Annotated in this window: 20 protein-coding genes, 3 tRNA genes and 1 riboswitch; of the genes, 17 read left to right on the forward strand and 6 right to left on the reverse strand. The window is 60.5% G+C overall.

Annotation, left to right across the window (positions count from 1 at the left end; translation table 11 throughout):
• Positions 1-1,245 (reverse strand): cytochrome P450, encoded by a 1,245-nt coding sequence (locus AC1DJO_RS23390; RefSeq protein WP_477973141.1) that lies wholly within the window; start codon positions 1,243-1,245, stop codon positions 1-3.
• Positions 1,246-1,302: 57 nt separating this feature from the next.
• Positions 1,303-2,556 (reverse strand): GGDEF domain-containing protein, encoded by a 1,254-nt coding sequence (locus tag AC1DJO_RS23395; RefSeq protein WP_112389748.1) that lies wholly within the window; start codon positions 2,554-2,556, stop codon positions 1,303-1,305.
• 377 nt (positions 2,557-2,933) lie between these two features.
• On the opposite strand from AC1DJO_RS23395, the gene clpP reads away from it, so the two are divergent.
• The 6 genes from clpP to AC1DJO_RS23425 all read left to right on the forward strand — a co-directional run bounded on the left by clpP (position 2,934) and on the right by AC1DJO_RS23425 (position 12,004).
• Complete coding sequence (gene clpP, locus AC1DJO_RS23400; protein ID WP_112389661.1) at positions 2,934-3,566, forward strand: ATP-dependent Clp endopeptidase proteolytic subunit ClpP; 633 nt, start codon at positions 2,934-2,936, stop codon at positions 3,564-3,566.
• 303 nt (positions 3,567-3,869) lie between these two features.
• On the forward strand, positions 3,870-5,147 hold the full coding sequence (gene clpX / locus AC1DJO_RS23405) for an ATP-dependent Clp protease ATP-binding subunit ClpX (RefSeq protein ID WP_112389662.1): 1,278 nt from the start codon (positions 3,870-3,872) through the stop codon (positions 5,145-5,147).
• A 404-nt stretch (positions 5,148-5,551) separates the two neighbouring features.
• Complete coding sequence (gene lon / locus AC1DJO_RS23410) at positions 5,552-7,969, forward strand: endopeptidase La (protein WP_112389663.1); 2,418 nt, start codon at positions 5,552-5,554, stop codon at positions 7,967-7,969.
• A 204-nt stretch (positions 7,970-8,173) separates the two neighbouring features.
• Positions 8,174-8,449, forward strand: a complete 276-nt coding sequence (gene hupB, locus AC1DJO_RS23415; RefSeq protein WP_112389664.1) for a DNA-binding protein HupB — start codon at positions 8,174-8,176, stop codon at positions 8,447-8,449.
• A gap of 123 nt (positions 8,450-8,572) precedes the next feature.
• Positions 8,573-8,722, forward strand: a riboswitch (FMN riboswitch).
• A 79-nt stretch (positions 8,723-8,801) separates the two neighbouring features.
• Entirely contained in the window at positions 8,802-9,710 is a 909-nt protein-coding gene (locus tag AC1DJO_RS23420; protein ID WP_477973143.1) for a DMT family transporter, read from the forward strand.
• 83 nt (positions 9,711-9,793) lie between these two features.
• Complete coding sequence (locus AC1DJO_RS23425) at positions 9,794-12,004, forward strand: esterase-like activity of phytase family protein (protein ID WP_477973145.1); 2,211 nt, start codon at positions 9,794-9,796, stop codon at positions 12,002-12,004.
• Between the two features lie 305 nt (positions 12,005-12,309).
• Here AC1DJO_RS23425 and AC1DJO_RS23430 read toward each other — a convergent pair whose 3' ends face one another.
• Together AC1DJO_RS23430 and AC1DJO_RS23435 are read right to left on the reverse strand one after the other, a co-directional pair.
• Positions 12,310-13,296, reverse strand: a complete 987-nt coding sequence (locus AC1DJO_RS23430; RefSeq protein WP_477973147.1) for an aldo/keto reductase — start codon at positions 13,294-13,296, stop codon at positions 12,310-12,312.
• A 91-nt stretch (positions 13,297-13,387) separates the two neighbouring features.
• A complete protein-coding gene (locus tag AC1DJO_RS23435; protein WP_477973149.1) occupies positions 13,388-13,891 on the reverse strand; it encodes a DUF3833 family protein in 504 nt (167 codons plus the stop codon).
• 79 nt (positions 13,892-13,970) lie between these two features.
• Here AC1DJO_RS23435 and AC1DJO_RS23440 point away from each other — a divergent pair, with 79 nt between their 5' ends.
• Positions 13,971-14,393, forward strand: coding sequence for a (R)-mandelonitrile lyase (locus AC1DJO_RS23440; protein ID WP_477973151.1), 423 nt, complete (start codon positions 13,971-13,973; stop codon positions 14,391-14,393).
• Positions 14,394-14,435: 42 nt separating this feature from the next.
• Here the strand turns inward: AC1DJO_RS23440 and AC1DJO_RS23445 are convergent, their stop codons facing one another.
• Both AC1DJO_RS23445 and AC1DJO_RS23450 read right to left on the reverse strand, forming a co-directional pair.
• The gene (locus AC1DJO_RS23445; RefSeq protein WP_477973153.1) at positions 14,436-15,041 is read right to left on the reverse strand and encodes a class I SAM-dependent methyltransferase; all 606 of its coding nucleotides are present in this window, start codon (positions 15,039-15,041) and stop codon (positions 14,436-14,438) included.
• Between the two features lie 122 nt (positions 15,042-15,163).
• A tRNA-Val gene (locus AC1DJO_RS23450) sits at positions 15,164-15,239 on the reverse strand.
• A gap of 399 nt (positions 15,240-15,638) precedes the next feature.
• Between AC1DJO_RS23450 and AC1DJO_RS23455 the strand changes: the two genes are divergently transcribed.
• The 10 genes from AC1DJO_RS23455 to AC1DJO_RS23500 all read left to right on the forward strand — a co-directional run bounded on the left by AC1DJO_RS23455 (position 15,639) and on the right by AC1DJO_RS23500 (position 22,260).
• Positions 15,639-15,715, forward strand: a tRNA-Asp gene (locus AC1DJO_RS23455).
• Positions 15,716-15,765: 50 nt separating this feature from the next.
• A tRNA-Asp gene (locus AC1DJO_RS23460) sits at positions 15,766-15,842 on the forward strand.
• 246 nt (positions 15,843-16,088) lie between these two features.
• Positions 16,089-16,454: an NADH-quinone oxidoreductase subunit A gene (locus AC1DJO_RS23465; RefSeq protein WP_112389750.1), complete on the forward strand. Its 366-nt coding sequence runs from the start codon at positions 16,089-16,091 to the stop codon at positions 16,452-16,454.
• Positions 16,445-17,029: a NuoB/complex I 20 kDa subunit family protein gene (locus tag AC1DJO_RS23470; protein WP_477973155.1), complete on the forward strand. Its 585-nt coding sequence runs from the start codon at positions 16,445-16,447 to the stop codon at positions 17,027-17,029. The genes AC1DJO_RS23465 and AC1DJO_RS23470 overlap by 10 nt, the downstream gene beginning before the upstream one ends.
• An 18-nt stretch (positions 17,030-17,047) precedes the next feature.
• The gene (locus tag AC1DJO_RS23475) at positions 17,048-17,650 is read left to right on the forward strand and encodes an NADH-quinone oxidoreductase subunit C (protein ID WP_112389671.1); all 603 of its coding nucleotides are present in this window, start codon (positions 17,048-17,050) and stop codon (positions 17,648-17,650) included.
• A 67-nt stretch (positions 17,651-17,717) separates the two neighbouring features.
• Positions 17,718-18,908, forward strand: a complete 1,191-nt coding sequence (locus AC1DJO_RS23480) for an NADH-quinone oxidoreductase subunit D (protein ID WP_477942088.1) — start codon at positions 17,718-17,720, stop codon at positions 18,906-18,908.
• Positions 18,908-19,183: a hypothetical protein gene (locus AC1DJO_RS23485; protein WP_112389673.1), complete on the forward strand. Its 276-nt coding sequence runs from the start codon at positions 18,908-18,910 to the stop codon at positions 19,181-19,183. The genes AC1DJO_RS23480 and AC1DJO_RS23485 overlap by 1 nt, the downstream gene beginning before the upstream one ends.
• Before the next feature lie 16 nt (positions 19,184-19,199).
• Positions 19,200-20,327: an NADH-quinone oxidoreductase subunit E gene (locus AC1DJO_RS23490; protein ID WP_477973157.1), complete on the forward strand. Its 1,128-nt coding sequence runs from the start codon at positions 19,200-19,202 to the stop codon at positions 20,325-20,327.
• Positions 20,328-20,337: 10 nt separating this feature from the next.
• Positions 20,338-21,642 (forward strand): NADH-quinone oxidoreductase subunit NuoF, encoded by a 1,305-nt coding sequence (gene nuoF, locus AC1DJO_RS23495; protein WP_112389675.1) that lies wholly within the window; start codon positions 20,338-20,340, stop codon positions 21,640-21,642.
• Entirely contained in the window at positions 21,643-22,260 is a 618-nt protein-coding gene (locus AC1DJO_RS23500; protein ID WP_477973159.1) for a 5' DNA nuclease, read from the forward strand. It begins immediately after the preceding gene.
• Positions 22,261-22,274: the final 14 nt, after the last annotated feature.

The raw sequence follows: 22,274 nt of genomic DNA on the forward strand, positions 1-22,274 counted from the left end.
TCACCACGCTAAACCAAGCCGCTCCAGCCCGTGGAAGTGATAGACATCCTTCACCTCGGGCGTGGTTGCCATCCGCAGGCCCGGCAGCCGCTTGAAGAGGATCGGCAAGACGACGTTGAGCTCCAGACGCGCCAGCGGCGCACCGATGCAGAAGTGGATACCGGCGCCGAAGGAGAGGTTCGGGGCTTCGTTGCGGTCTGGCTTGAAGGCGAGGGGATCGGTGAATTTCGCCGGGTCGAGATTGGCGGCTGCGAGAATGAGGCTCACCTTGTCGCCGCGTTTGAACGAGATGCCGTCGATCTCGACCGGCTCGAGCGCCCAGCGTTGGAAGATGTGAACCGGTGCGCAGATGCGCAGCGTCTCCTCGACCGTCCGCTCCGTCGTCGGCTCATCCTTGAAGAGTTCTGCGGGATCGCAGCCGTTGTCGAGGATGACGCGTACCGAATTGCCGATCTGGTGCACCGTCGCTTCGTGGCCGGCATTGAGTAGAACAATCGTCGTCGAGACGAGCTCCTCCTCGGTCAGATACTGGCCCTTGTGCTCGGTATGGATCATGTGGCTGAGCAGATCGTCGCGCGGCGCGGCGCGGCGTTCGGCAATCACCGTCTTCACATAGTCGGAGAATTCCTTGGCGGCCTTCTCGGCACCGTCCTCGTCCTCGCGGGTGCGGCCGAAGAGATACATGCGGATATAGGCATGCGACCAGTCGAGAAGTTGCGGTCCCATCTCCTCGGGGATGCCGATCATCCGGGCGATCATCGTCACCGGAATGATATCGGCAAAAGCCGAGAGTAGCTCGACCTCGCCCTTGTCCGCGAAGCCGTCGATCAGCCGGTTGGCGAGTTCTTCCAGCTCCGGCTTCATCCGCTCGACATGGCGGGAGACGAAGGCGCGGTTGACCAGCGTGCGCAGACGGGTGTGTTCCGGCGGCTCAAGTTCGAGCAGCGAATAGCGCTCAGCCAGATCGAAATTGGCGACATGCTGGCCCGGTTCCGGCAGGCCCAGTTCTTCGCGGCTGGCGATGTGCAGGATCTGGCGGCCGAAGCGGCGGTCACGCAACAGGCTGTTCACATGGTCGTAGCCTGTGAAAAACCACTGCTTCTGCTGTTCCCAATAGAAGGTCGGACAATGCTGGTGCAGCGCCGAATAGACGGCGTTCGGATTGCCATAGAAAGCCGGATCGCTGCTATCGAGAGAAACGCGGCGGGTGGCGGGATCGATCGAGAGAAAGGGTGCTATCATCATGGCTTCGAGGCTTAGCGGATTTGCCAAGCCTCGAAAAGATGCAGCAACGGACGTGCGTCAACCGGCGCGGGAAAGCGAGCCCATCCGGCGCAGCGCCTCGACCTGATCGTCGACGGTCGGAACCAGTTCACCGGCATTCTGGTCCATCTTTGCCGGCGGCGGAGCAGCCGTCTCCTTCTCGCCGAAGATGACGCTGCAATTGCGTCCGGCGCCTTTGGCGGCATAGAGCGCCCGGTCGGCGGCCGAGATCATCTTGTCGACATTGGCTTCGATCGGCGAGGCGATCGCTACGCCGATGCTGACGGTCGCCGGAACGATCGCTTCACCGGTCGAGATCGGCAGGCGGCAGAACTCGGTGCGGATCGACTCGGCCAGCGCCTCGGCTTCCGTCTGATCGGCAACCGTTGCGAAGGCGGCAAATTCCTCGCCGCCCATGCGGCCGAAGACGTGGTTCGGGACGAATTGGCGGGCGGATAGGGCGAAAGCCGAGAGTACGGCATCGCCGGCCTGATGGCCGAAGCGGTCGTTGACGCGCTTGAAATGGTCGAGGTCGAACAGCAGCACGGCCACCTGGCGCTTTTCGTCGAAGGCCTTTTCCTGGATGGCGCCGAAGCGGGCAAACAGGCCGCGGCGGTTCCAGACGCCGGTCAGCGAATCCGTGAGGCTCAACACGCGCAAATGCCTTTCAGAGCGTTCCATGATCATGCGGCAGGTCAATGCAAAGGCGATCGTCAGCAGAAAGGCGCTCACCATTGCTGCCACGCCGCCGTAATTGGTGGCCTGAGCATCGGTTGGCAAGGTCAGCGCCATCATCAATGCCACGGCAAAGCAGAACACGCCCTGGATGACGAACACGGCTGCCAGCTTGTTGCGCGTTCTTTCCTGGCGCATGTTGCCGGTCGCAACCGCCATGGCGAGCGCGGTCGCACCCGTGGCCGAGGCCAGATTATAGAGGATCACGCGGTTGCCGTAGTCGCCGCCGACCCATGGCAGGAAGACGCCGGCCAGCCAGATCGCGGGCGGCAGCAGCGCCCACCATTCGATCTTCCGGCGGTCGAGCGCCATGAAACCGGCGACCCAGGCGCTCTGCCCGGCCAGTGCTACGGCATTGCCGCCTTCGATCGAAAGAATATTCGGGATTTCACCGCGCAGCGCCACCATGGCAAAGCCTGCGCCGCTGAGCAGAAAGCCGAAGCTCCACAGCAGATAGGCCTTGTTGCGCGTATTATGGCGCCAGGCCATCAGCAGCAGCAAAGCGAGCGTCATGGCCTCCGAGCACCAGATCGCCAATCCTGTCGTAACACTAAACACGGCAATACCCCTTGAAGTCAGGGGCATACTCATCCGCCAATCTTCGCCAGTTGATTAATCGGGAGATCGGCGGCACGCGATATTCGCGGTTAGGCTTTGCAAAGGGTAAACGTTTGAAAGCACTTGCCGATGGATTAAGCTTCCCTTCATCCTGTCGCCGAGAAAAGCTGTGCGGGTGCTTGCAGGTCACTCGCCGTTAAGCGGCAATTCGCAGATAGACGCTACATCGCAGCACAAGGCTTTTCCACCGGTCCCCTTGCTTCTTAACGTTATCCTTATGCGTGTCTTGAAGTAGAGGGCAGGGACACTCTATGTAGGGATAAGGCATTTTTCTTTGATTCCCGGCCCGGCCGGCAAGACGTTGACAAAGGACGCACATGAGAAATCCAGTCGATACCGCTATGGCCCTCGTGCCGATGGTTGTTGAACAGACCAATCGCGGTGAACGCTCCTACGACATCTACTCCCGCCTGCTGAAGGAACGCATCATCTTCCTGACGGGTCCTGTCGAGGATCACATGGCGACGCTCGTCTGCGCCCAGCTGCTCTTCCTCGAGGCCGAAAACCCGAAGAAGGAAATTGCGCTTTACATCAATTCCCCGGGTGGCGTCGTCACCGCCGGCATGGCGATCTACGACACGATGCAGTTCATCAAGCCTGCCGTTTCGACGCTTTGCATCGGTCAGGCAGCTTCGATGGGTTCGTTGCTGCTCTGCGCCGGCGACAAGGACATGCGCTTCGCAACGCCGAACGCCCGCATCATGGTTCACCAGCCATCAGGCGGTTTCCAAGGCCAGGCTTCGGATATCGAGCGCCATGCACGCGACATCCTGAAGATGAAGCGCCGCCTGAACGAGGTTTATGTCAAGCATACCGGCCGCTCCTACGAGGAAGTCGAAAAGACGCTCGATCGCGATCACTTCATGACCGCCGACGAAGCCCGCGAATGGGGCGTCGTCGATAAGGTTCTGACGTCGCGCACCGAGATGGAAGGCGATGCTGCGGCATAGTGATTAATTGGGATGGTGTTTTCGCTGCCACAGTTCTATCCCAATTGTGATTGAACAAGGGGTTTAATCCCGGAGCGGACACGCTAAGAGTAAGTATTAATGCTATGTTGAATTTTCATGACATAGCATTCGGCATTCGAAGGGGAATTCGTTGCCGCCGGAACTTGAGCGTGTTTGGTTGGGTTCCGGTTCTTACCCCTTGAAGCTAGGCCGGCTGATGCTCCGGTGGCGGAGCGGGCTGGCGGGCCATTGAGTGGACCGCGATTTCACCTTTGAAATGCGGCGTGCTGGAAGGAAAGTGAAATGAGCAAGGTCAGCGGCAGCAACGGCGGCGACTCCAAAAATACCCTGTACTGCTCCTTCTGCGGAAAGAGCCAGCACGAAGTCCGGAAGCTGATTGCCGGGCCGACGGTGTTCATCTGCGATGAATGCGTCGAATTGTGCATGGACATCATTCGCGAGGAGAACAAGTCCTCGATGGTCAAGTCCCGCGACGGCGTTCCGACGCCCCAGGACATCATCAAGGTTCTCGACGAGTACGTCATCGGCCAGCGCCAGGCGAAGAAGATCCTGTCGGTTGCCGTTCACAACCATTACAAGCGCCTCGCGCATGCGACCAAGAACGGCGAAATCGAGCTGGCGAAGTCGAACATCATGCTGGTCGGCCCGACCGGCTGCGGCAAGACCTACCTTGCCCAGACGCTCGCCCGCATCATCGACGTTCCCTTCACGATGGCCGATGCGACGACGCTGACCGAAGCCGGCTATGTCGGTGAAGACGTCGAAAACATCATCCTGAAGCTGCTGCAGTCTGCCGACTACAATGTCGAGCGCGCTCAGCGCGGTATCGTCTATATCGACGAAGTCGACAAGATTTCCCGCAAGTCGGACAATCCTTCGATCACCCGCGACGTGTCGGGCGAGGGCGTCCAGCAGGCGCTTCTGAAGATCATGGAAGGCACCGTTGCCTCGGTACCGCCGCAGGGCGGCCGCAAGCATCCTCAGCAGGAGTTCCTGCAGGTCGATACGACGAACATCCTGTTCATCTGCGGTGGCGCTTTCGCCGGCCTCGACAAGATCATCTCCGCCCGTGGCGAGAAGACCTCGATCGGCTTCGGCGCCAGTGTCAAGGCGCAGGATGACCGCCGCGTCGGCGAAGTGCTGCGCGAGCTCGAGCCAGAGGATCTGGTCAAGTTCGGCCTGATCCCCGAGTTCATCGGCCGTCTGCCGGTTCTGGCGACGCTTGAGGACCTGGACGAGGACGCGCTGATCCAGATCCTGTCGGAGCCGAAGAACGCGCTCATCAAGCAGTATCAGCGCCTGTTCGAGATGGAAGACGTGGAGCTCACCTTCCACGAGGATGCCCTTCGCGAAATCGCCCGCAAGGCGATCGTCCGTAAGACTGGCGCCCGCGGCCTTCGCTCGATCATGGAAAAGATCCTGCTCGACACGATGTTCGAACTGCCGGCGCTGGAAGGTGTCCGCGAAGTGGTCATCTCCGAGGAAGTGGCGCGCGGCTCGGCCCGCCCGCTCTACATCTACGCTGACCGTCAGGACGAGAAGGCCAACGCTTCTGCCTGATAGTCGTAGACGGCATGGTTAGATTTAGGGGCTTGCCTGCGGCGAGCCCCTTTCTATTTTGTGAACCGGGAGCCCTCCTGTTAATTATTGCAGAAGAAGCTTGAAAACGCTGTTCCTGACGTTGCGGAATGCGGCGTCCCCGGCAATGATGGAATGATTCCGTAGCGTGTTTTCCGGCCCAGTATTTTAGCCGGTTCGGAATTGGTAAGCGCCACTACAGTTACACGCGTCATAGTGTGGGCGTTCCTTTGTAATAAGTCTGTCACAAGCAGGGAGCGCGAGCGTTGGCGTGGCTTGAAAAGGGTAAGAAGAACCTCCACTTGTAACCCAAGTGAGAGTGCCGGCCGGGTCCCAAGCGGCCGCGCCAGAGAGCCCGGAAACGGGACGATGGAAAGGAATAAGAAATGACGAAGAAAACGTCTGTAGCGAGCAGTGTTGCCTATCCTGTTTTGCCCCTGCGCGACATCGTAGTCTTCCCACATATGATCGTGCCGCTGTTCGTCGGCCGCGAGAAGTCGATCCGTGCGCTTGAAGAAGTCATGGGCTCCGACAAGCAGATCATGCTCGTAACCCAGATCAACGCCAGCGACGACGATCCGGATCCGTCCGCGATCCACAATGTCGGCACCGTGGCCAATGTTCTGCAGTTGCTGAAGCTCCCCGACGGCACCGTGAAGGTTCTGGTCGAAGGCCGTGCGCGCGCCGAGATCGATGCCTATACAGCCCGCGAAGATTTCTACGAAGCCCTCGGCCATGTGCTCGAAGAACCGCATGACGATCCGGTCGAGCTGGAAGCGCTGTCGCGCTCCGTCGTCTCGGAATTCGAGAGCTACGTGAAGCTCAACAAGAAGATCTCTCCTGAAGTCGTTGGCGCCGCCAGCCAGATCGACGACTACTCGAAGCTTGCCGATACGGTCGCATCGCATCTGTCGATCAAGATCACCGAGAAGCAGGAGATGCTGGAAACCACCAGCGTCAAGGCTCGCCTCGAGAAGGCGCTCGGCTTCATGGAAGGTGAGATTTCGGTTCTCCAGGTCGAGAAGCGCATCCGCTCGCGCGTCAAGCGCCAGATGGAGAAGACCCAGCGCGAATACTATCTGAACGAACAGATGAAGGCGATCCAGAAGGAGCTTGGCGACGGCGAGGAAGGCCGCGACGAGATGGCCGAACTGGAAGAACGCATCTCCAAGACCAAGCTTTCCAAGGAAGCCAAGGAAAAGGCTGACGCCGAGCTGAAGAAGCTGCGCCAGATGAGCCCGATGTCGGCCGAAGCCACCGTCGTGCGCAATTATCTGGACTGGCTGCTCGGCATTCCCTGGGGCAAGAAGTCGAAGATCAAGTCCGATCTCAACAATGCCGAGAAGATCCTCGAAGCCGATCACTTCGGTCTCGACAAGGTCAAGGAACGCATCGTCGAATATCTGGCCGTCCAGGCGCGTGCCACCAAGATCAAGGGCCCGATCCTGTGCCTCGTCGGCCCTCCGGGCGTCGGCAAGACCTCGCTCGCCCAGTCGATCGCCAAGGCGACCGGTCGTGAGTATGTCCGCATGGCGCTCGGCGGCGTTCGTGACGAAGCTGAAATCCGCGGTCACCGCCGCACCTATATCGGTTCGATGCCCGGCAAGGTCATCCAGTCGATGAAGAAGGCGAAGAAGTCCAACCCGCTCTTCCTGCTCGACGAAATCGACAAGATGGGCCAGGATTTCCGCGGCGATCCGTCTTCGGCTCTGCTCGAAGTGCTCGATCCGGCGCAGAACTCGACCTTCATGGACCACTATCTGGAAGTCGAATACGACCTTTCGGATGTGATGTTCATCACCACGGCGAACACGCTGAATATCCCTGCGCCCCTGATGGACCGCATGGAAGTCATCCGTATCGCCGGATACACCGAAGACGAGAAGCGCGAAATCGCCAAGCGGCACCTGCTGCCGAAGGCCATCAAGGAACATGCGCTGCAGCCGCAGGAATTCTCGGTCAGCGACGATGCCCTGATGGCGATCAGCCAGCAGTACACCCGCGAAGCCGGTGTTCGTAACTTCGAACGCGAACTGATGAAGCTCGCCCGCAAGGCGGTCACCGAGATCATCAAGGGCAAGACGAAGTCGGTTCATGTCACGGCTGAAAACATCGACACCTACCTGGGTGTTCCGCGCTTCCGCCATGGCGAAGCCGAACGCGAAGATCAGGTCGGTGTTGTCACCGGTCTCGCATGGACCGAGGTCGGCGGCGAACTGCTGACGATCGAAGGCGTGATGATGCCGGGCAAGGGCCGCATGACGGTCACCGGCAATCTGAAGGAAGTGATGAAGGAGTCGATTTCGGCTGCTGCATCCTACGTCCGCTCACGCGCCGTCGATTTCGGCATCGAGCCCCCGCGCTTCGACAAGTCGGACATTCACGTCCACGTGCCTGAGGGTGCGACGCCGAAGGATGGCCCGTCGGCCGGTGTTGCGATGGCAACCGCGATCGTCTCGATCATGACCGGTATTCCGGTCGACAAGAACGTGGCGATGACGGGTGAAATCACCCTGCGCGGCCGTGTCCTGCCGATCGGCGGTCTGAAGGAAAAGCTGCTCGCAGCGCTTCGCGGCGGCATCAAGAAGGTGCTTATTCCGGAAGAGAACGCCAAGGATCTGGCGGAGATTCCGGATAACGTGAAGAACAACATGGAGATCATCCCGGTATCCCGCATGGGCGAGGTGATCAAGCATGCTCTGATCCGCAGGCCGGAGCCGATCGAGTGGGATGGAACGGTTGAAACGCCGGTCATCGCAACGGTCGAAGGCCTTGACGACACAGGTGCTGGCATCGCTCATTGAGCGGCATTCGCCACATTTATGTCAAATTGCTGCAAATCCCCGAAAAGGCTGGCGTAAATCGCCAGCCTTTTTTGTGAAAACCTTATGGAGGTGCTTGCTTTTCCTTGATTTGCAGGGCTTTTGGGTTGCGGCGGGCCTGATGAAACCTATTCTGTGCCTGGCTTACAGATTGAGTCGTTTCAAACCATTGAAAGGGGTGGAAACATGAACAAGAATGAACTCGTGTCCGCAGTTGCTGAAAAAGCTGGCCTGACCAAGGCAGACGCTGCCTCTGCTGTCGACGCTGTTTTCGACGTTGTCCAGGGCGAACTGAAGAGCAAGGGTGACGTACGTCTCGCCGGCTTCGGCAGCTTCACCGTTTCTCATCGCGCTGCCACCAAGGGCCGCAATCCGTCCACCGGCGCTGAAGTCAATATTCCGGCTCGCAACGTGCCGAAGTTCACGCCCGGCAAGGGCCTGAAGGACGCCGTCAACGGCTAATCCGGTTTTGCTTGGCCGCCGGATAACGAGACCGGCAGGCGAAGTTTTGAAGGGTTCGGCGATAGCCGGACCCTTTTTGCATTTCGGGCGGCTTGCAGGCGGAAGACCTTTGAACTACGGATCGGTTGTTCTCAGGGCGGGGTGAAAGTCCCCACCGGCGGTAAGGGTTTCGGCCCAAGCCCGCGAGCGCTTTGTCCGTGAAACGGGCAGGGGATCAGCAGATCCGGTGCGATTCCGGAGCCGACGGTATAGTCCGGATGAAAGAGAATGATCGCGAGCCGTATGCGGGGCAGGGTCTGCCCGGCAGCCGTTCTGCGCTCATGCGTCCTGATTTGTGTTGGTCCCTTTCTGGATGAAAGACATGAATCAGACTTCCCTCAGCTTTTCCTCGTCGCGTGCGATGGCCGGTGCCGCCTTCATGGTGCTGGCGGGCATCGCCTTTTCCATTCTGAATGTCGTCACCCAATGGGTGACGATGAAGATGGGCTTTTCCGCTGCCTCTGCAGCCTTCTGGCAATATGCTTTCGCGCTGGTCTTCTCGCTGCCGTTTCTCAAGCGCACTGGTCTGTCGGCCATGCGCACCGCCTATCCCTCGCGCCATATCGTTCGCGTAGCGCTCGCCGCACTCGGCGTCGAGGCCTGGGTCTCCGGCCTCGCCACAGTGCCGATCTGGCAGGCGATCGCGCTGGTCATGACCTCGCCCTTCTTCATCATCCTCGGTGCCCGCCTGTTTCTCGGTGAGCGCGTTGGCCCGGCGCGCTGGGCAGCCACCGCCGCCGGTTTCGCCGGCGCGATGATCATCCTGCAGCCCTGGTCGGATGCCTTCACCTGGGCCGCCCTGCTGCCGATCCTCTCGGCGCTCTTCTGGGGCGCCTCGTCGCTGATCACCAAGAGCCTGACCGGCGTCGAGAAGCCCGAAACGATCACTGTCTGGCTGCTGGTGCTGCTGACACCGATCAATGGCGTGCTTGCCGCTGCCGCCGGCTTCGAGTTGCCTGAGGGGTTCACCCTCGCGCTCTTCGTCTTTGCAGGTCTGCTGACGGTCTTCGCGCAATATCTGTTGACGCTCGCCTATACGGTGGCGGATGCCGCCTACGTTCAGCCCTTCGACGACCTGAAGCTGCCGCTCAATGTGCTCGCGGGCTGGCTGTTCTTCGGTTATGCGCCGGCAGGTTATCTCTGGCTGGGTGCAGCGCTGATTTTGACGTCTTCGCTGTTCATCATGCGCAACGAGATCAGACGCGAGCGGGCAGGGGCTTGATGCAAAGCGGTGCAAAACGCATCGCCTGTCATCCCTCTGTCATCCGCTTCCCTCAAAACCCCCATGTTTCGATTTTTCGACGCATGGGGGATTTCATGACTATTTCATCGCGCAAGGCAGCGCTCGCTGCCGTGCTTCTGGCTTCTGTTGCCTTTCCGGCAGCCGCCGAGCCTGTTTTCAACCGCATCGCATCCTTTCCGGTCGCCTCGAACCTGCCGGAAGGCAAGGACAAGCTTTCGACGACCTCTGCCGAAATCATCACCGCTACCGATGACGGCAACACGCTTGTCTACAGCGACAGCCCGCTCGGCGCGATCGGCTTCGTCGATATCACCGACGCCAAGGCCCCGAAGGCTCTTGGCGCGCTGATGATGGACGGTGAACCGACGTCGGTCACTTCGACGGCTGGCAAGGCGCTCGTCGCCGTCAACACCAGCGAGAGCAAGGTGAAGCCGTCGGGCCGTCTGGCGATCGTCGACGTTGCCACCAAGAAGATCGAGAACACATGTGATCTCGGCGGTCAGCCGGACTCGATCGCCCTCAACAAGGACAAGACGCTCGGCACCATCGCCATCGAAAACGAGCGTGATGAAGACGTCAACGACGGCAAGATCCCGCAGATGCCGGCAGGCGACCTGGTGATCTTCGAGGTCAAGGCCGGCGCCGTCGATTGCGGCACCATCAAGCACGTCACGCTGACGGGTCTCTCGGCTGTTGCGCCTGAGGATCCGGAGCCCGAATTCGTATCCTTCAACAGCCAGGACGAGATCGCCCTGACGCTGCAGGAAAACAACGAAATCGTCATCATCGACGGCAAGACCGGCACGGTGAAGACGCATTTCACCGCCGGCAGCACCGATCTCTCTGGTATCGACACCAAGAAGGACGGCCAGCTGAAGTTCACCGGCGAAGCGAAGGGCGTCCTTCGCGAGCCCGACGCCGTCAAGTGGCTGGACGACAACCGTCTCGTCGTTGCCAACGAAGGCGACTATGAAGGCGGCTCGCGCGGCTTCACCATCTTCGACAAGACGGGCAAGGTCCTCTACGAATCGGGCGCCTCCTTCGAGCGCGCCGTTGCCCATCTCGGCCACTATCCCGAGGGACGCTCCTCCTCGAAGGGCGTCGAGCCTGAAGGTCTGGAAGCCGCCAAATTCGGCGACGACCAGCTGTTCTTCCTGCTCGCCGAGCGCGCTTCCGTCGTCGGCGTCTTCAAGGACACCGGCGCTGATCCGGAACTCCTGCAGATCCTGCCGTCGGGCGTTTCGCCTGAGGGCGCAGTCGCCATCCCGAGCCGCAACCTGTTTGCCACCGCCAACGAAGTCGATCTCGGCGAAGATGGCGGCCCGCGTTCGCACGTCATGATCTATGAGCGTGCCGAAGGCGAGAAGGCCTACCCGCAGATCGTTTCGGCGGAAAAGGACGGCAACCCGATCGGCTTTGCAGCTCTTTCCGGTCTTGCCGCTGTTCCTGAAAAGGCTGGCCAGCTCTTCGCCGTCTCCGACAGTGTCCTCGGCAACCAGCCGACGATCTACACGATCGACGCGACGCAGAAGCCGGCTGTCATCACCGACGCGCTCGTCGTCAAGCGCGATGGTGCTGCTGCCCAGAAGCTCGACATTGAAGGCATCGCCGTCGATGCCAAGGGCTGGTTCTGGCTGGCCTCCGAAGGCAACAGCGAGAAGCTCACGCCGCACGCTCTCTACCATGTCAACCCGAAGGGCGAGATCAAGGAAGAGATCGCTCTGCCGAAGGAATTGACGGATAACGAGATCCGCTACGGCTTCGAAGGCGTGACGATCGTCGGCTCCGGCGACGACGCGACGCTTTGGATGGCTGTTCAGCGCGAGTGGAAGGACGACGAGAAGGGCTTCGTCAAGCTCGTTTCCTACAATCCGAAGAGCAAGGAATGGGACGCCGTGCGCTACCCGCTCGACAAGTCTGAAAACGGCTGGGTCGGCCTCTCGGAAATCTCCGCTCATGGCGACAGCGTCTACATCATCGAGCGCGACAACTTGGTCGGCGATGCTGCCAAGCTGAAGAAGCTCTACAAGGTCGCCATTTCCGACCTGAAGCCCGCCAAGCTCGGCGGCGAGCTGCCTGTCGTCAAGAAGACGGAAGCCCATGACTTCCTCGACGAACTGAAGACGGCGACCAACGGCTACGTCCTCGACAAGCTCGAAGGCTTCGCCTTCGACGCCTCGGGCAAGCCGTATGCCGTCACCGACAACGACGGCGTCAGCGACTCCTCCGGCGAGACCCTGTTTTTCCCGGTCAACCTGGTCGGCACGAACTGAGCTGGCGATAGCTGGATGAGATTAGGAAGGCCGGGCGAGAGCCCGGCTTTTTTGCTCTTTGGGCTGATACATGCGTGTGGGCAGTGAGAGCGAAGACGGCGGCAACCACAAACGCCCTCATCTCTGTGCTCGTCACAGAGATCCAGCTGGCCCAAGTCCTTGGGCCGAAGGGACTCCTCTCGCCGCGCAGACGCGCGTCGGCTGGATTCCTGTGACGAGCACAGGAATGAGGGAGGAAGATGGAGTGCCAAACAAAAACGGCCGGGCAATAACCCGGCCGTCTCTCATTCCAATATACTCAAACCCTACCAGCGGTGATGCACATGCGGTGCGATCAGCCGCTCGTAGATCTCGCGTGTCGCCGCCATCACGTCATGCGAAATCGGCGCAAGGCTGGCAGCCTCGGCATTGGCCTTGGCCTGCTCGCCATTGCGCGCGCCGGGGATGACTACGGTGACTGCCTCATGCATCAGGATCCAGCGCAGTGCGAAGGCCGCCATCGTGGCACCCTCGGGCACCAGCTTGCGCACTTCCTCCACAGCCTGCAGGCCAACCTCGAAGGGAACGCCGGCGAAGGTTTCACCGACATCGAAGGCTTCGCCGTTGCGGTTGAAATTGCGGTGGTCGTCGCTGGCGAATTTGGTGTCGCGGGTGATCTTGCCTGACAGCAGGCCGCTGGCCAGCGGTACGCGGGCGATGACCGCGACATTCTTGCGGCGGGCTTCCTGGAAGAACAGGTGATCAGGACGCTGGCGGAAGATGTTGTAGATGATCTGGATGCTTTCGACGCCGGGGAATTCGATCGCCTTCAGTGCTTCCTCGACCTTCTCGACGCTGACGCCGTAGCCCTTGATCTTGCCGGCCTTCTGCAGTTCGTTCAGTCCTTCGAAGACCTCGGCGCGGTAGAGCACTTCCGTCGGCGGGCAGTGCAACTGCACGAGGTCGAGGCTGTCGACTTCGAGATTCTTCAGGCTGCGATCAATGAAGCCTTCGAGATTGGCCTTGGTATAGCCGTCGGCGACATGCGGGTTGAGGCGGCGGCCGGCCTTGGTAGCAACCATCGGCCGCTTGCCGCCGCGGCTCTTCAGGACGTCGGCGACTATCTTTTCCGAACGGCCGTCACCATAGACGTCCGCCGTGTCGATGAAGGTCATGCCGGCATCGAGCGCCGCATTCAGCGCAGTGCGTCCGTCAGCCTCGCTGACATCGCCCCAGGAACCGCCGATCTGCCAGGCGCCAAAGCCGACATTGGTGACCGAAAACGGCATGCGGCCAAAACTATGCTCTTTCATGGAAATCTCCCTCGTGATGAAACTGCATCGCAACTAGCAGCCGCCGCAAATGGCGGCAAGCGTGCGACCGCAAGGGAGATAGGGCAGGGCGTCACTTCTTGAAGGTGACGCGGACAGTGGCGACCGGGAAACCGAATTTGCTGACCCAGGCGGTATTCAACAGCGTGCCGTCAGGCTGGCGCCGGATCGTGTCGTGGAAGCGCACGATGTTCTGGTTCGGCCCCGGCGCGATGTCGACGAGATAGCTGTAGCGCGCCACGTCGCCATTGATGGTCACCTCCGCGGGACCAACGACATCCTCGCGGGTGCCGCTGTAGCGGCCGGGCGCCGTTTTGACGAATCGCCAGGTTTTTCGTTCGCGAACGCCATCCGCGTAGACAAAGTCCTCGCGAAGCGTCAGCCGCTTACCGTTCCAGCGGCCGGTCAGCGCCACGCGGAACTTGCGATCGACGCCGTTGATCGCCTTGAACTCGCCCTCGGCCACGCTTCTGCCCGCAAAGAAATCCTCGAGCGCGAAATCGCGGGCGCTTGCCAGATGCGGCAGGGCGATGATCGCAAGCATGGCGGCGATAATGATGAGACCTGTGCGGCGCATGGTCTTCCTCCACTTCAAATCAGCCTGTTCCTGACCTACGTTTCGGCTGACGCACCGGATCAATCGCAGGAGAATCAAAATGGACATCAAGCAGGCCGGATCACGGCCCTCGACCAGGCCATCCGCCGACTATTTCACCGGCACCGTCCGCCTCGATCCGATCGTCGAAGGCCCGGATCCGGCGCGGGTGCGCGCCGCCACCGTCACCTTCGAACCGGGCGCCCGCACGGCTTGGCATACACATCCGCTCGGACAGACGCTGATCGTGACCTCGGGACGAGGCCTGGTACAGGTATGGGGGCAGGACATCCGCGAAATCCGCACTGGCGACGTCGTCTGGTTCGAGCCCGGCGAAAAGCATTGGCATGGTGCAGCACCCGACACGGCGATGAGCCACATCGCCATCCAGGAGGCGCTGAACGGTTCCCCGGTCGATTGGATGGAGCATGTCAGCGACGATCAATATGCAGGAAAGAGCTGGACCGTCTCGCGCCAGACCTAGGCGGAAGCGGGCGATCGGCGGTCTGCCGATCGCCGCGCGGCGTCAGAGCCGCTTCAGGCAGTAGGAAAAATGCGCATGGGATTCGACGGTCAGGAACTCGAACTGCCAGCCGTAATCCTTGCAGAACTTGGTGACCGCCTCGACGACGCCATAGACGATCGGCTTGACCGTATTCCCGGTGCAGAAATCATGCCCGGCAATCCGCCCCGTCCGCTTCACCTTCTTCTCGCAAAGCAGCAGTTCCTGCCAGGTGAGCTCGAAGGAATGGTCGGTGTCGATATAGGCCCAGTCGAGAAAACCGTCCTCGAATTCGGCCAGCTTCTCCAGCGAGGTGCCGTGCATCAGCTTGACCTGACCAGAGGCGATTTCGGCCTCGAACTTCGTGTGGACGTCGTGCAGGCCGGAGCTATAGCGGTCCATCCCCCAGGGATCGATGAGGAAAAGCTGCGACGGCCGATTCTTTTCAATGATCTCGGCGGTATATTCACCGAAGGCAACGCCCACCTCGACGCCGATTCCCCCATTCGGAATCCGGTAGAGCAGCTCGCCGCGATCCGGGAGAAGCCTGGCATTCTCCATATGGTGGGCCAAAAGCTGTGTCCGCGGCATCGCCGCACGCTGCGCCTGCCGTTCTTCGCGTGTCTTCATGATTCTCGCCTTATCCGGGGCAATTCTACTTCACTGACTGCCAAGTAGCCGAAAGACGCAGGAGCGCCAACATCAGAGCCGCGTTACGCGATCAAATATCTGAGATTTTATCGGGAAAAGAATGGTGGGCGATGAGAGACTCGAACTCCCGACATCCTCGGTGTAAACGAGGCGCTCTACCAACTGAGCTAATCGCCCTCGCGTCACGAAGCCTGTTCGGCCCGCCGCGTCGGTGGCCGTGATCTATGCGGATCGGGAAAAAACCGCAAGAGTGTTTGTGAAGATTTTTTGATTTTTTTGGAAAGGACGCGGCAACGCAGGCTTTTCGGCTTGTGGAAAAGGGAAGGGGAGTGCGCGGGTGGGTAACGCCTGGTGGATCTCTATATAAGGATCGATGCGAGAAGGCCCCGCGCGGCGTCCGCTTCGCGCGAACTTTCAGACACTTGCGCGCTGCATCCAAAACAATTTCCGTGCTGTCATGGATTTGTCTCCAAACCTGCTTGACACTCAAATGCGAACCCCTTAGTTAGCCGCTCATCGAAGCGGCGAGCCCGCCTCGGTAAGGAAGCGAAAGCCTCCGGATTGCTTGAAATGAATGCGGGTGTAGCTCAGTTGGTTAGAGTGCCGGCCTGTCACGCCGGAGGTCGCGGGTTCGAGCCCCGTCACTCGCGCCATTTCAAAGCAAGTGCTGAAAGGCACATTCCGGTCGTCGCCTCCGCAATGCGCGGGTGTAGCTCAGTCGGTTAGAGTGCCGGCCTGTCACGCCGGAGGTCGCGGGTTCGAGCCCCGTCACTCGCGCCATTTTCTCCTCCAAGCCATGCAGAATTTCGTGGGCTGCCATGCAGCCTTCCGCAACCTAAGCGGATTTGTCGCGACATCGTTGCATCTGCTTGATAATGTCGCATCATCGTAGCTTGAATTGGTCTTCTAAAAGTCTTGCGCCGTGGCTCAGCCTGCGCTAACCACGGCTTGTTGCAACGCACGTTCGCTTGCCGGGCATTTGCCCATTGCGCCGCCCGGCGCAGCCGGCAAGCAGGGATGAACATGATGACTGAACTGCTCGGTAATTACATTCCGATCGCTATTTTCATTGGTATCGCTCTCGTTATCGGCCTGGCCCTTCTGATTGCGCCGTTCGCCGTTGCCTTCAAGGCGCCTGATTCGGAAAAGCTCTCTGCTTACGAATGCGGTTTCAATGCCTTCGACGATGCCCGCATGAAGTTCGACATCCGCTTCTATCTCGTGTCGATTCTCTTCATCATCTTCGACCTCGAAGTCGCCTTCCTCTTTCCTTGGGCCGTTTCCTTCGGCGCCATCGGCTGGTTCGGCTTCTGGTCCATGATGGTCTTCCTCTTCGTGCTGACCATCGGCTTTATCTATGAATGGAAGAAGGGAGCCCTGGAATGGGAGTGACCCCAGCCGGCAATCAGCCGCTCGTTTCTCAGGCCCCGAAGGGGATCATCGATCCCTCGACCGGCAAGCCGATCGGCGCCAATGACGCCTTCTTCGGCGAAATCAACAACGAGCTCGCCGACAAGGGCTTTCTCGTCACCTCGACCGACGAGCTGATCAACTGGGCCCGTACCGGCTCGCTGATGTGGATGACCTTCGGTCTTGCCTGCTGCGCTGTCGAAATGATGCAGCTGTCGATGCCGCGTTACGACGTCGAGCGCTTCGGCTTTGCGCCGCGCGCATCACCGCGCCAGTCCGACGTCATGATCRTCGCCGGCACGCTGACCAACAAGATGGCGCCTGCGCTCCGCAAGGTCTATGACCAGATGCCTGAGCCGCGTTACGTCATTTCGATGGGGTCCTGCGCAAACGGCGGCGGCTACTATCACTATTCCTATTCGGTTGTTCGCGGCTGCGACCGCGTCGTGCCGATCGACATCTACGTGCCGGGCTGTCCCCCCACGGCAGAGGCTCTGCTTTACGGCGTGCTCCTGCTGCAGAAGAAGATCCGGCGCACCGGCACGATCGAGCGGTAAGGGTTAAGGACAAGACATATGAGCGAAGCCCTCACTGAGCTGTCGTCCTATATCTCGGAAGCGCGTGGCAACCTGGTTGCCGCGTCGCAGCTGAAGTTCGGCGAATTGACCCTGACGACGACAGGTGAAAACCTGATCGCGTTGCTGACGTTCCTGCGTGATGATGCCAAGTGCGGCTTCGTCAACATGATCGACATCTGCGGCGTCGACTGGCCGCAGCGCGAGCTGCGGTTCGATGTCGTCTATCACCTTCTGTCTCCGAAGCAGAACCTGCGCATCCGCATCAAGGTCGCGACCGACGAAGACACGCCGGTCCCCTCGGCCTGCGCCGTTTATCCGGGCGCCGACTGGTTCGAGCGCGAGACCTGGGACATGTACGGCGTTCTCTTCACCGGCCATCCGGATCTGCGCCGCATCCTGACCGACTACGGTTTCGAAGGACATCCGCTGCGCAAGGATTTCCCGACGACAGGTTTCGTCGAGGTTCGCTACGACGACGCCGCCAAGCGAGTCGTCTACGAGCCGGTGGAACTGAAGCAGGAATTCCGCAACTTCGACTTCATGTCGCCATGGGAAGGCACGGATTATGTGCTGCCGGGCGATGAGAAGGCGAAGCAGTAAATTTTGATAGTGGCTGGTGGGCAATCCCGTCAGCTGCTGATTATCTGAGAACGCGAGCCCGATCGCCATGACAGAACATAACGTCCGCAACTTCAATATCAATTTCGGACCGCAGCATCCGGCGGCGCACGGCGTTCTTCGTCTTGTCCTGGAGCTTGACGGCGAAATTGTGGAGCGTGTTGATCCGCATATCGGCCTGCTGCACCGCGGCACCGAGAAGCTGATCGAGACCAAGACCTATCTGCAGGCCGTGCCCTATTTCGACCGCCTCGACTACGTCGCGCCGATGAACCAGGAGCATGCCTATGCCCTGGCCGTCGAAAAGCTGCTCGGCATCGATATTCCGATCCGCGGCCAGCTGATCCGCGTTCTCTACTCGGAAATCGGCCGTATCCTTTCGCATCTCCTGAACGTCACCACGCAGGCCATGGACGTCGGCGCGCTGACGCCGCCGCTCTGGGGTTTCGAAGAGCGCGAAAAGCTGATGGTATTCTATGAGCGTGCCTGCGGCGCGCGCATGCACGCTGCCTATTTCCGTCCGGGCGGCGTCCACCAGGATCTGCCGGAAGATCTCGTCGAGGATATCGGCAAGTGGTGCGACCAGTTCCCGGGCAAGCTCGATGACATCGATGATCTGCTCACCGGCAACCGCATCTTCAAGCAGCGTAACGTCGATATCGGCGTCGTGTCGCTGGAAGATTGCTGGGCCTGGGGCTTCTCCGGCGTCATGGTACGCGGCTCGGGTGCGGCGTGGGATCTGCGCCGTTCGCAGCCCTACGAGTGCTATTCCGATCTCGAATTCGATATCCCGATCGGCAAGAACGGCGACTGCTACGACCGCTACCTGATCCGCATGATCGAAATGCGTGAATCGGTCCGGATCATGAAGCAGTGCGTCAATCGCCTGCTTTCCGACGCGAAGACTGGTCCGTTCTCGTCTGTTGACGGCAAGGTCGTGCCGCCGAAGCGTGGACAGATGAAGCGCTCGATGGAAGCGCTGATTCACCACTTCAAGCTCTATACCGAAGGCTATCACGTACCGGCCGGCGAAGTTTACGCCGCTGTCGAAGCGCCGAAGGGCGAGTTCGGCGTCTACGTGGTGTCTGATGGCAGCAATAAGCCGTACCGCTGCAAGATCCGCGCCCCGGGCTATGCCCACCTTCAGGCGATGGACTTCATGTGCCGCGGCCACCAGCTGGCCGACGTCGCAGCCGTTCTCGGTTCGCTCGACATCGTCTTCGGTGAGGTTGACCGCTGATGAAGCTCACCGTGCTCTCGTCCGCCGCATTCCTCGTTGCCGCCTCGGCCTTCGCCCAGGACAATACGCAGGGATTCGGCCCGAAGCTCGGTGCGGAAGAGATAACGCCGCCAAGCGGTCAGGCCACGATCGGGGAGCTTGTTTCCAAGGGCTATCAGATCAAGGCTGCGGTACCGAATGGCAAGAAATTCGTAGTGTTTTTGCAGAAAGACCAGTCGGCCTACGCTTGTGAGATGCAGTCTTTGACGGCCTCGCGGTGTGGGACCCTAAACTGACAAGGCGTGAGGAAGAATGTCCGTTCGTCGACTAGCCGAAGATCAATTCCAGCCTGCCGCATTCGCCTTCAATGACGAAAACGCGGTCTGGGCGGATAAGACGATCCAGAAATATCCCGCAGGCCGTCAGCAGTCCGCGGTCATTCCGCTGCTGATGCGAGCGCAGGAGCAGGACGGTTGGGTCACGCGGGCGGCGATCGAGAAGGTCGCCGACATGCTTGACATGGCCTATATCCGCGTCCTCGAGGTTGCGACCTTCTACACGCAGTTCCAGCTGGGTCCTGTCGGTACGCGCGCCCACGTTCAGGTTTGCGGCACCACGCCGTGCATGCTGCGCGGTTCGGAAAAGCTGATGGGCGTCTGCCGCAGCAAGATCCACCAGCACCCGTTCGAGCGCAACGCCGAGGGCACGCTGTCCTGGGAAGAGGTCGAGTGTCTCGGGGCCTGCGTCAACGCGCCGATGATCATGATCGGCAAGGACACCTACGAAGATCTGACGCCTGAGCGCCTCGAAGAGATCATCGACACGTTCAACGCCGGCAACGGCGCGAGCGTTAAGCCCGGTCCGCAGATCGATCGTCACTTCTCGTCGCCGGAAGGTGGCCCGACGTCGCTTCTGACCGAAGAGCCGAAGGCGAAGGCAAAGACCTCTGCGAAGAAGGCCGATGCCGATGCCGTCAGCGTTCCGCCGTCGGAAGCTGCGCGTCCGAAGAGCACCGACGCAGAGACCAATGCCGCGCTGAAGACGCCTGTCACGGCGCCGAAGGCTGCTGCCAAGAACGCCGCTGCTGAAGCTGCACCCGTTGCCGCTGAAAAGCCTGCCAAGGCTGCCGCTGTTCCGGCCGCTGCCAAGCCTTCGCTGGAAGACAAGAACCGTCCGGCCGGCATCGCAAAGCCTGCTGCGCCTGACGATCTCAAGCTGATCTCCGGCGTTGGTCCGAAGATCGAAGCTATTTTGAACGAACTCGGCATCTTCACCTTCGCGCAAGTCGGCGCGTGGAAGAAGGCTGAACGCGAATGGGTCGATGGATACTTGAATTTCAAGGGCCGCATCGAGCGCGACGACTGGGTCAAGCAGGCCAAGGCGCTCGCCAAGGGCGGTGAAGCGGAATATATCAAGGTCTTCGGCAAGAAGCCGCGGTAAGAGGTGAAGCATGTTACAAGATAAAGACCGCATCTTTACCAATATCTACGGCCTCAAGGACAAGTCCCTGAAGGGCGCGATGAGCCGCGGCCACTGGGACGGTACCAAGCAGATCCTCGAAAAGGGCCGCGACTGGATCATCAACGAGATGAAGGCTTCCGGTCTTCGCGGCCGTGGCGGCGCAGGCTTCCCGACTGGTCTCAAGTGGTCCTTCATGCCGAAGGAATCCGACGGCCGGCCGCACTACCTCGTAGTCAACGCCGACGAATCGGAACCCGGTACCTGCAAAGACCGCGATATCATGCGCCACGATCCGCATACGCTGATCGAAGGCTGCGTCATCGCCAGCTTCGCCATGGGCGCCAATGCTGCCTATATCTACGTCCGTGGCGAATATATCCGCGAACGTGAAGCCCTGCAGGCGGCGATCGATGAGTGCTACGACGCCGGCCTGCTCGGCAAAAGCAACAAGCTCGGCTACCCCATGGACATCTACGTCCATCACGGCGCCGGCGCCTATATCTGCGGTGAAGAAACCGCGCTGCTCGAAAGCCTTGAAGGCAAGAAGGGCCAGCCGCGCCTGAAGCCGCCGTTCCCGGCGAACATGGGTCTCTACGGCTGCCCGACGACCGTCAACAACGTCGAGTCGATCGCTGTTGCGCCGACCATCCTGCGCCGTGGCGCCGGCTGGTTCTCCTCGATCGGCCGTCCGAACAACGTTGGCACCAAGCTGTTCATGCTGTCGGGCCACGTCAACAAGCCGTGCACCGTTGAAGAAGAGATGGGCATAACCTTCCGTGAGCTCGTCGATCGACACGCCGGCGGTATCCGCGGCGGCTGGGACAACCTGCTCGCCGTCATTCCGGGCGGCGCATCGTGCCCGATCGTTCCGGCCAAGGACATCATCGACTGCCCGATGGACTTCGATGGCCTGCGCGCCGTCGGCTCCTCGTTCGGTACGGCCGCCGCGATCGTCATGGACAAGTCCACCGACGTCATCAAGGCGATCGCCCGTATCTCGGCCTTCTTCAAGCATGAGAGCTGCGGCCAGTGCACGCCGTGCCGCGAAGGCACCGGCTGGATGTGGCGCGTCATGGAGCGCATGGCCAAGGGCAACGCCCAGAAGCGCGAAATCGACATGCTGTTCCAGGTCACCAAGCAGATCGAAGGCCACACCATCTGTGCGCTCGGCGATGCTGCTGCATGGCCGGTCCAGGGTCTGATCCGCAATTTCCGTCCGGAAATCGAAGCGCGTATCGACCAGTACACGGCAAGCGCCATGGATCACGGCGCTGTTCTGGAAGCTGCGGAGTAAATGATGGCCAAGGCATCTGGCGGCAATGACAAGGAAGGGGCAGCCGATTTCTCGGCTGACTTCGGCCGTCTTGCTGCCGAGATGCTGGAAAACGCCAAGGCAACGCCGATCCACCCGCTGATGGCCCATCCGGCCGCGGCGATGGCTGCGGCAACCGCCGTCGGCATCGGTTTCTCGACGCAGATGGCCGGCGCCTTCTTCGGAGCGCTGCAGGGCGTCTTAGAGGCGACCAGCCGGATTGCCGAGGTCCTCGACGAGAACCCGCCGCAGGCTGCAAAGCCAGAGGTTCGCATCAAGCCGGAAAATATCCGTCCGGCCGCGGTGCGCAAGGCGAAGCTCTCGATCGTCGCGGCCGAGGAGCCTGAGGCCCAGGTTGCGAAGAAGCCGGTGAGCCGTGCCAAGAAGGCCGACGACCTGAAGCTGATTTCGGGCATTGGTCCGAAGCTGGAGCAGGTTCTGAACGCCAGGGGCATCCGTACCTTTGCGGCGATTGCCGCCTGGAGCGATGCGGAAGCGGCAGGCGTTGATGCCGATCTCGGCTTCGACGGCCGGATCGCCCGCGACGACTGGCGCGGCCAGGCAAAGGCGCTCGCGGCGAAGGGCCGCAAGCGAAGCTGAATTTTTCCGGCTGA

This window comes from Rhizobium sp. 05N430 (genome assembly GCF_056396985.1).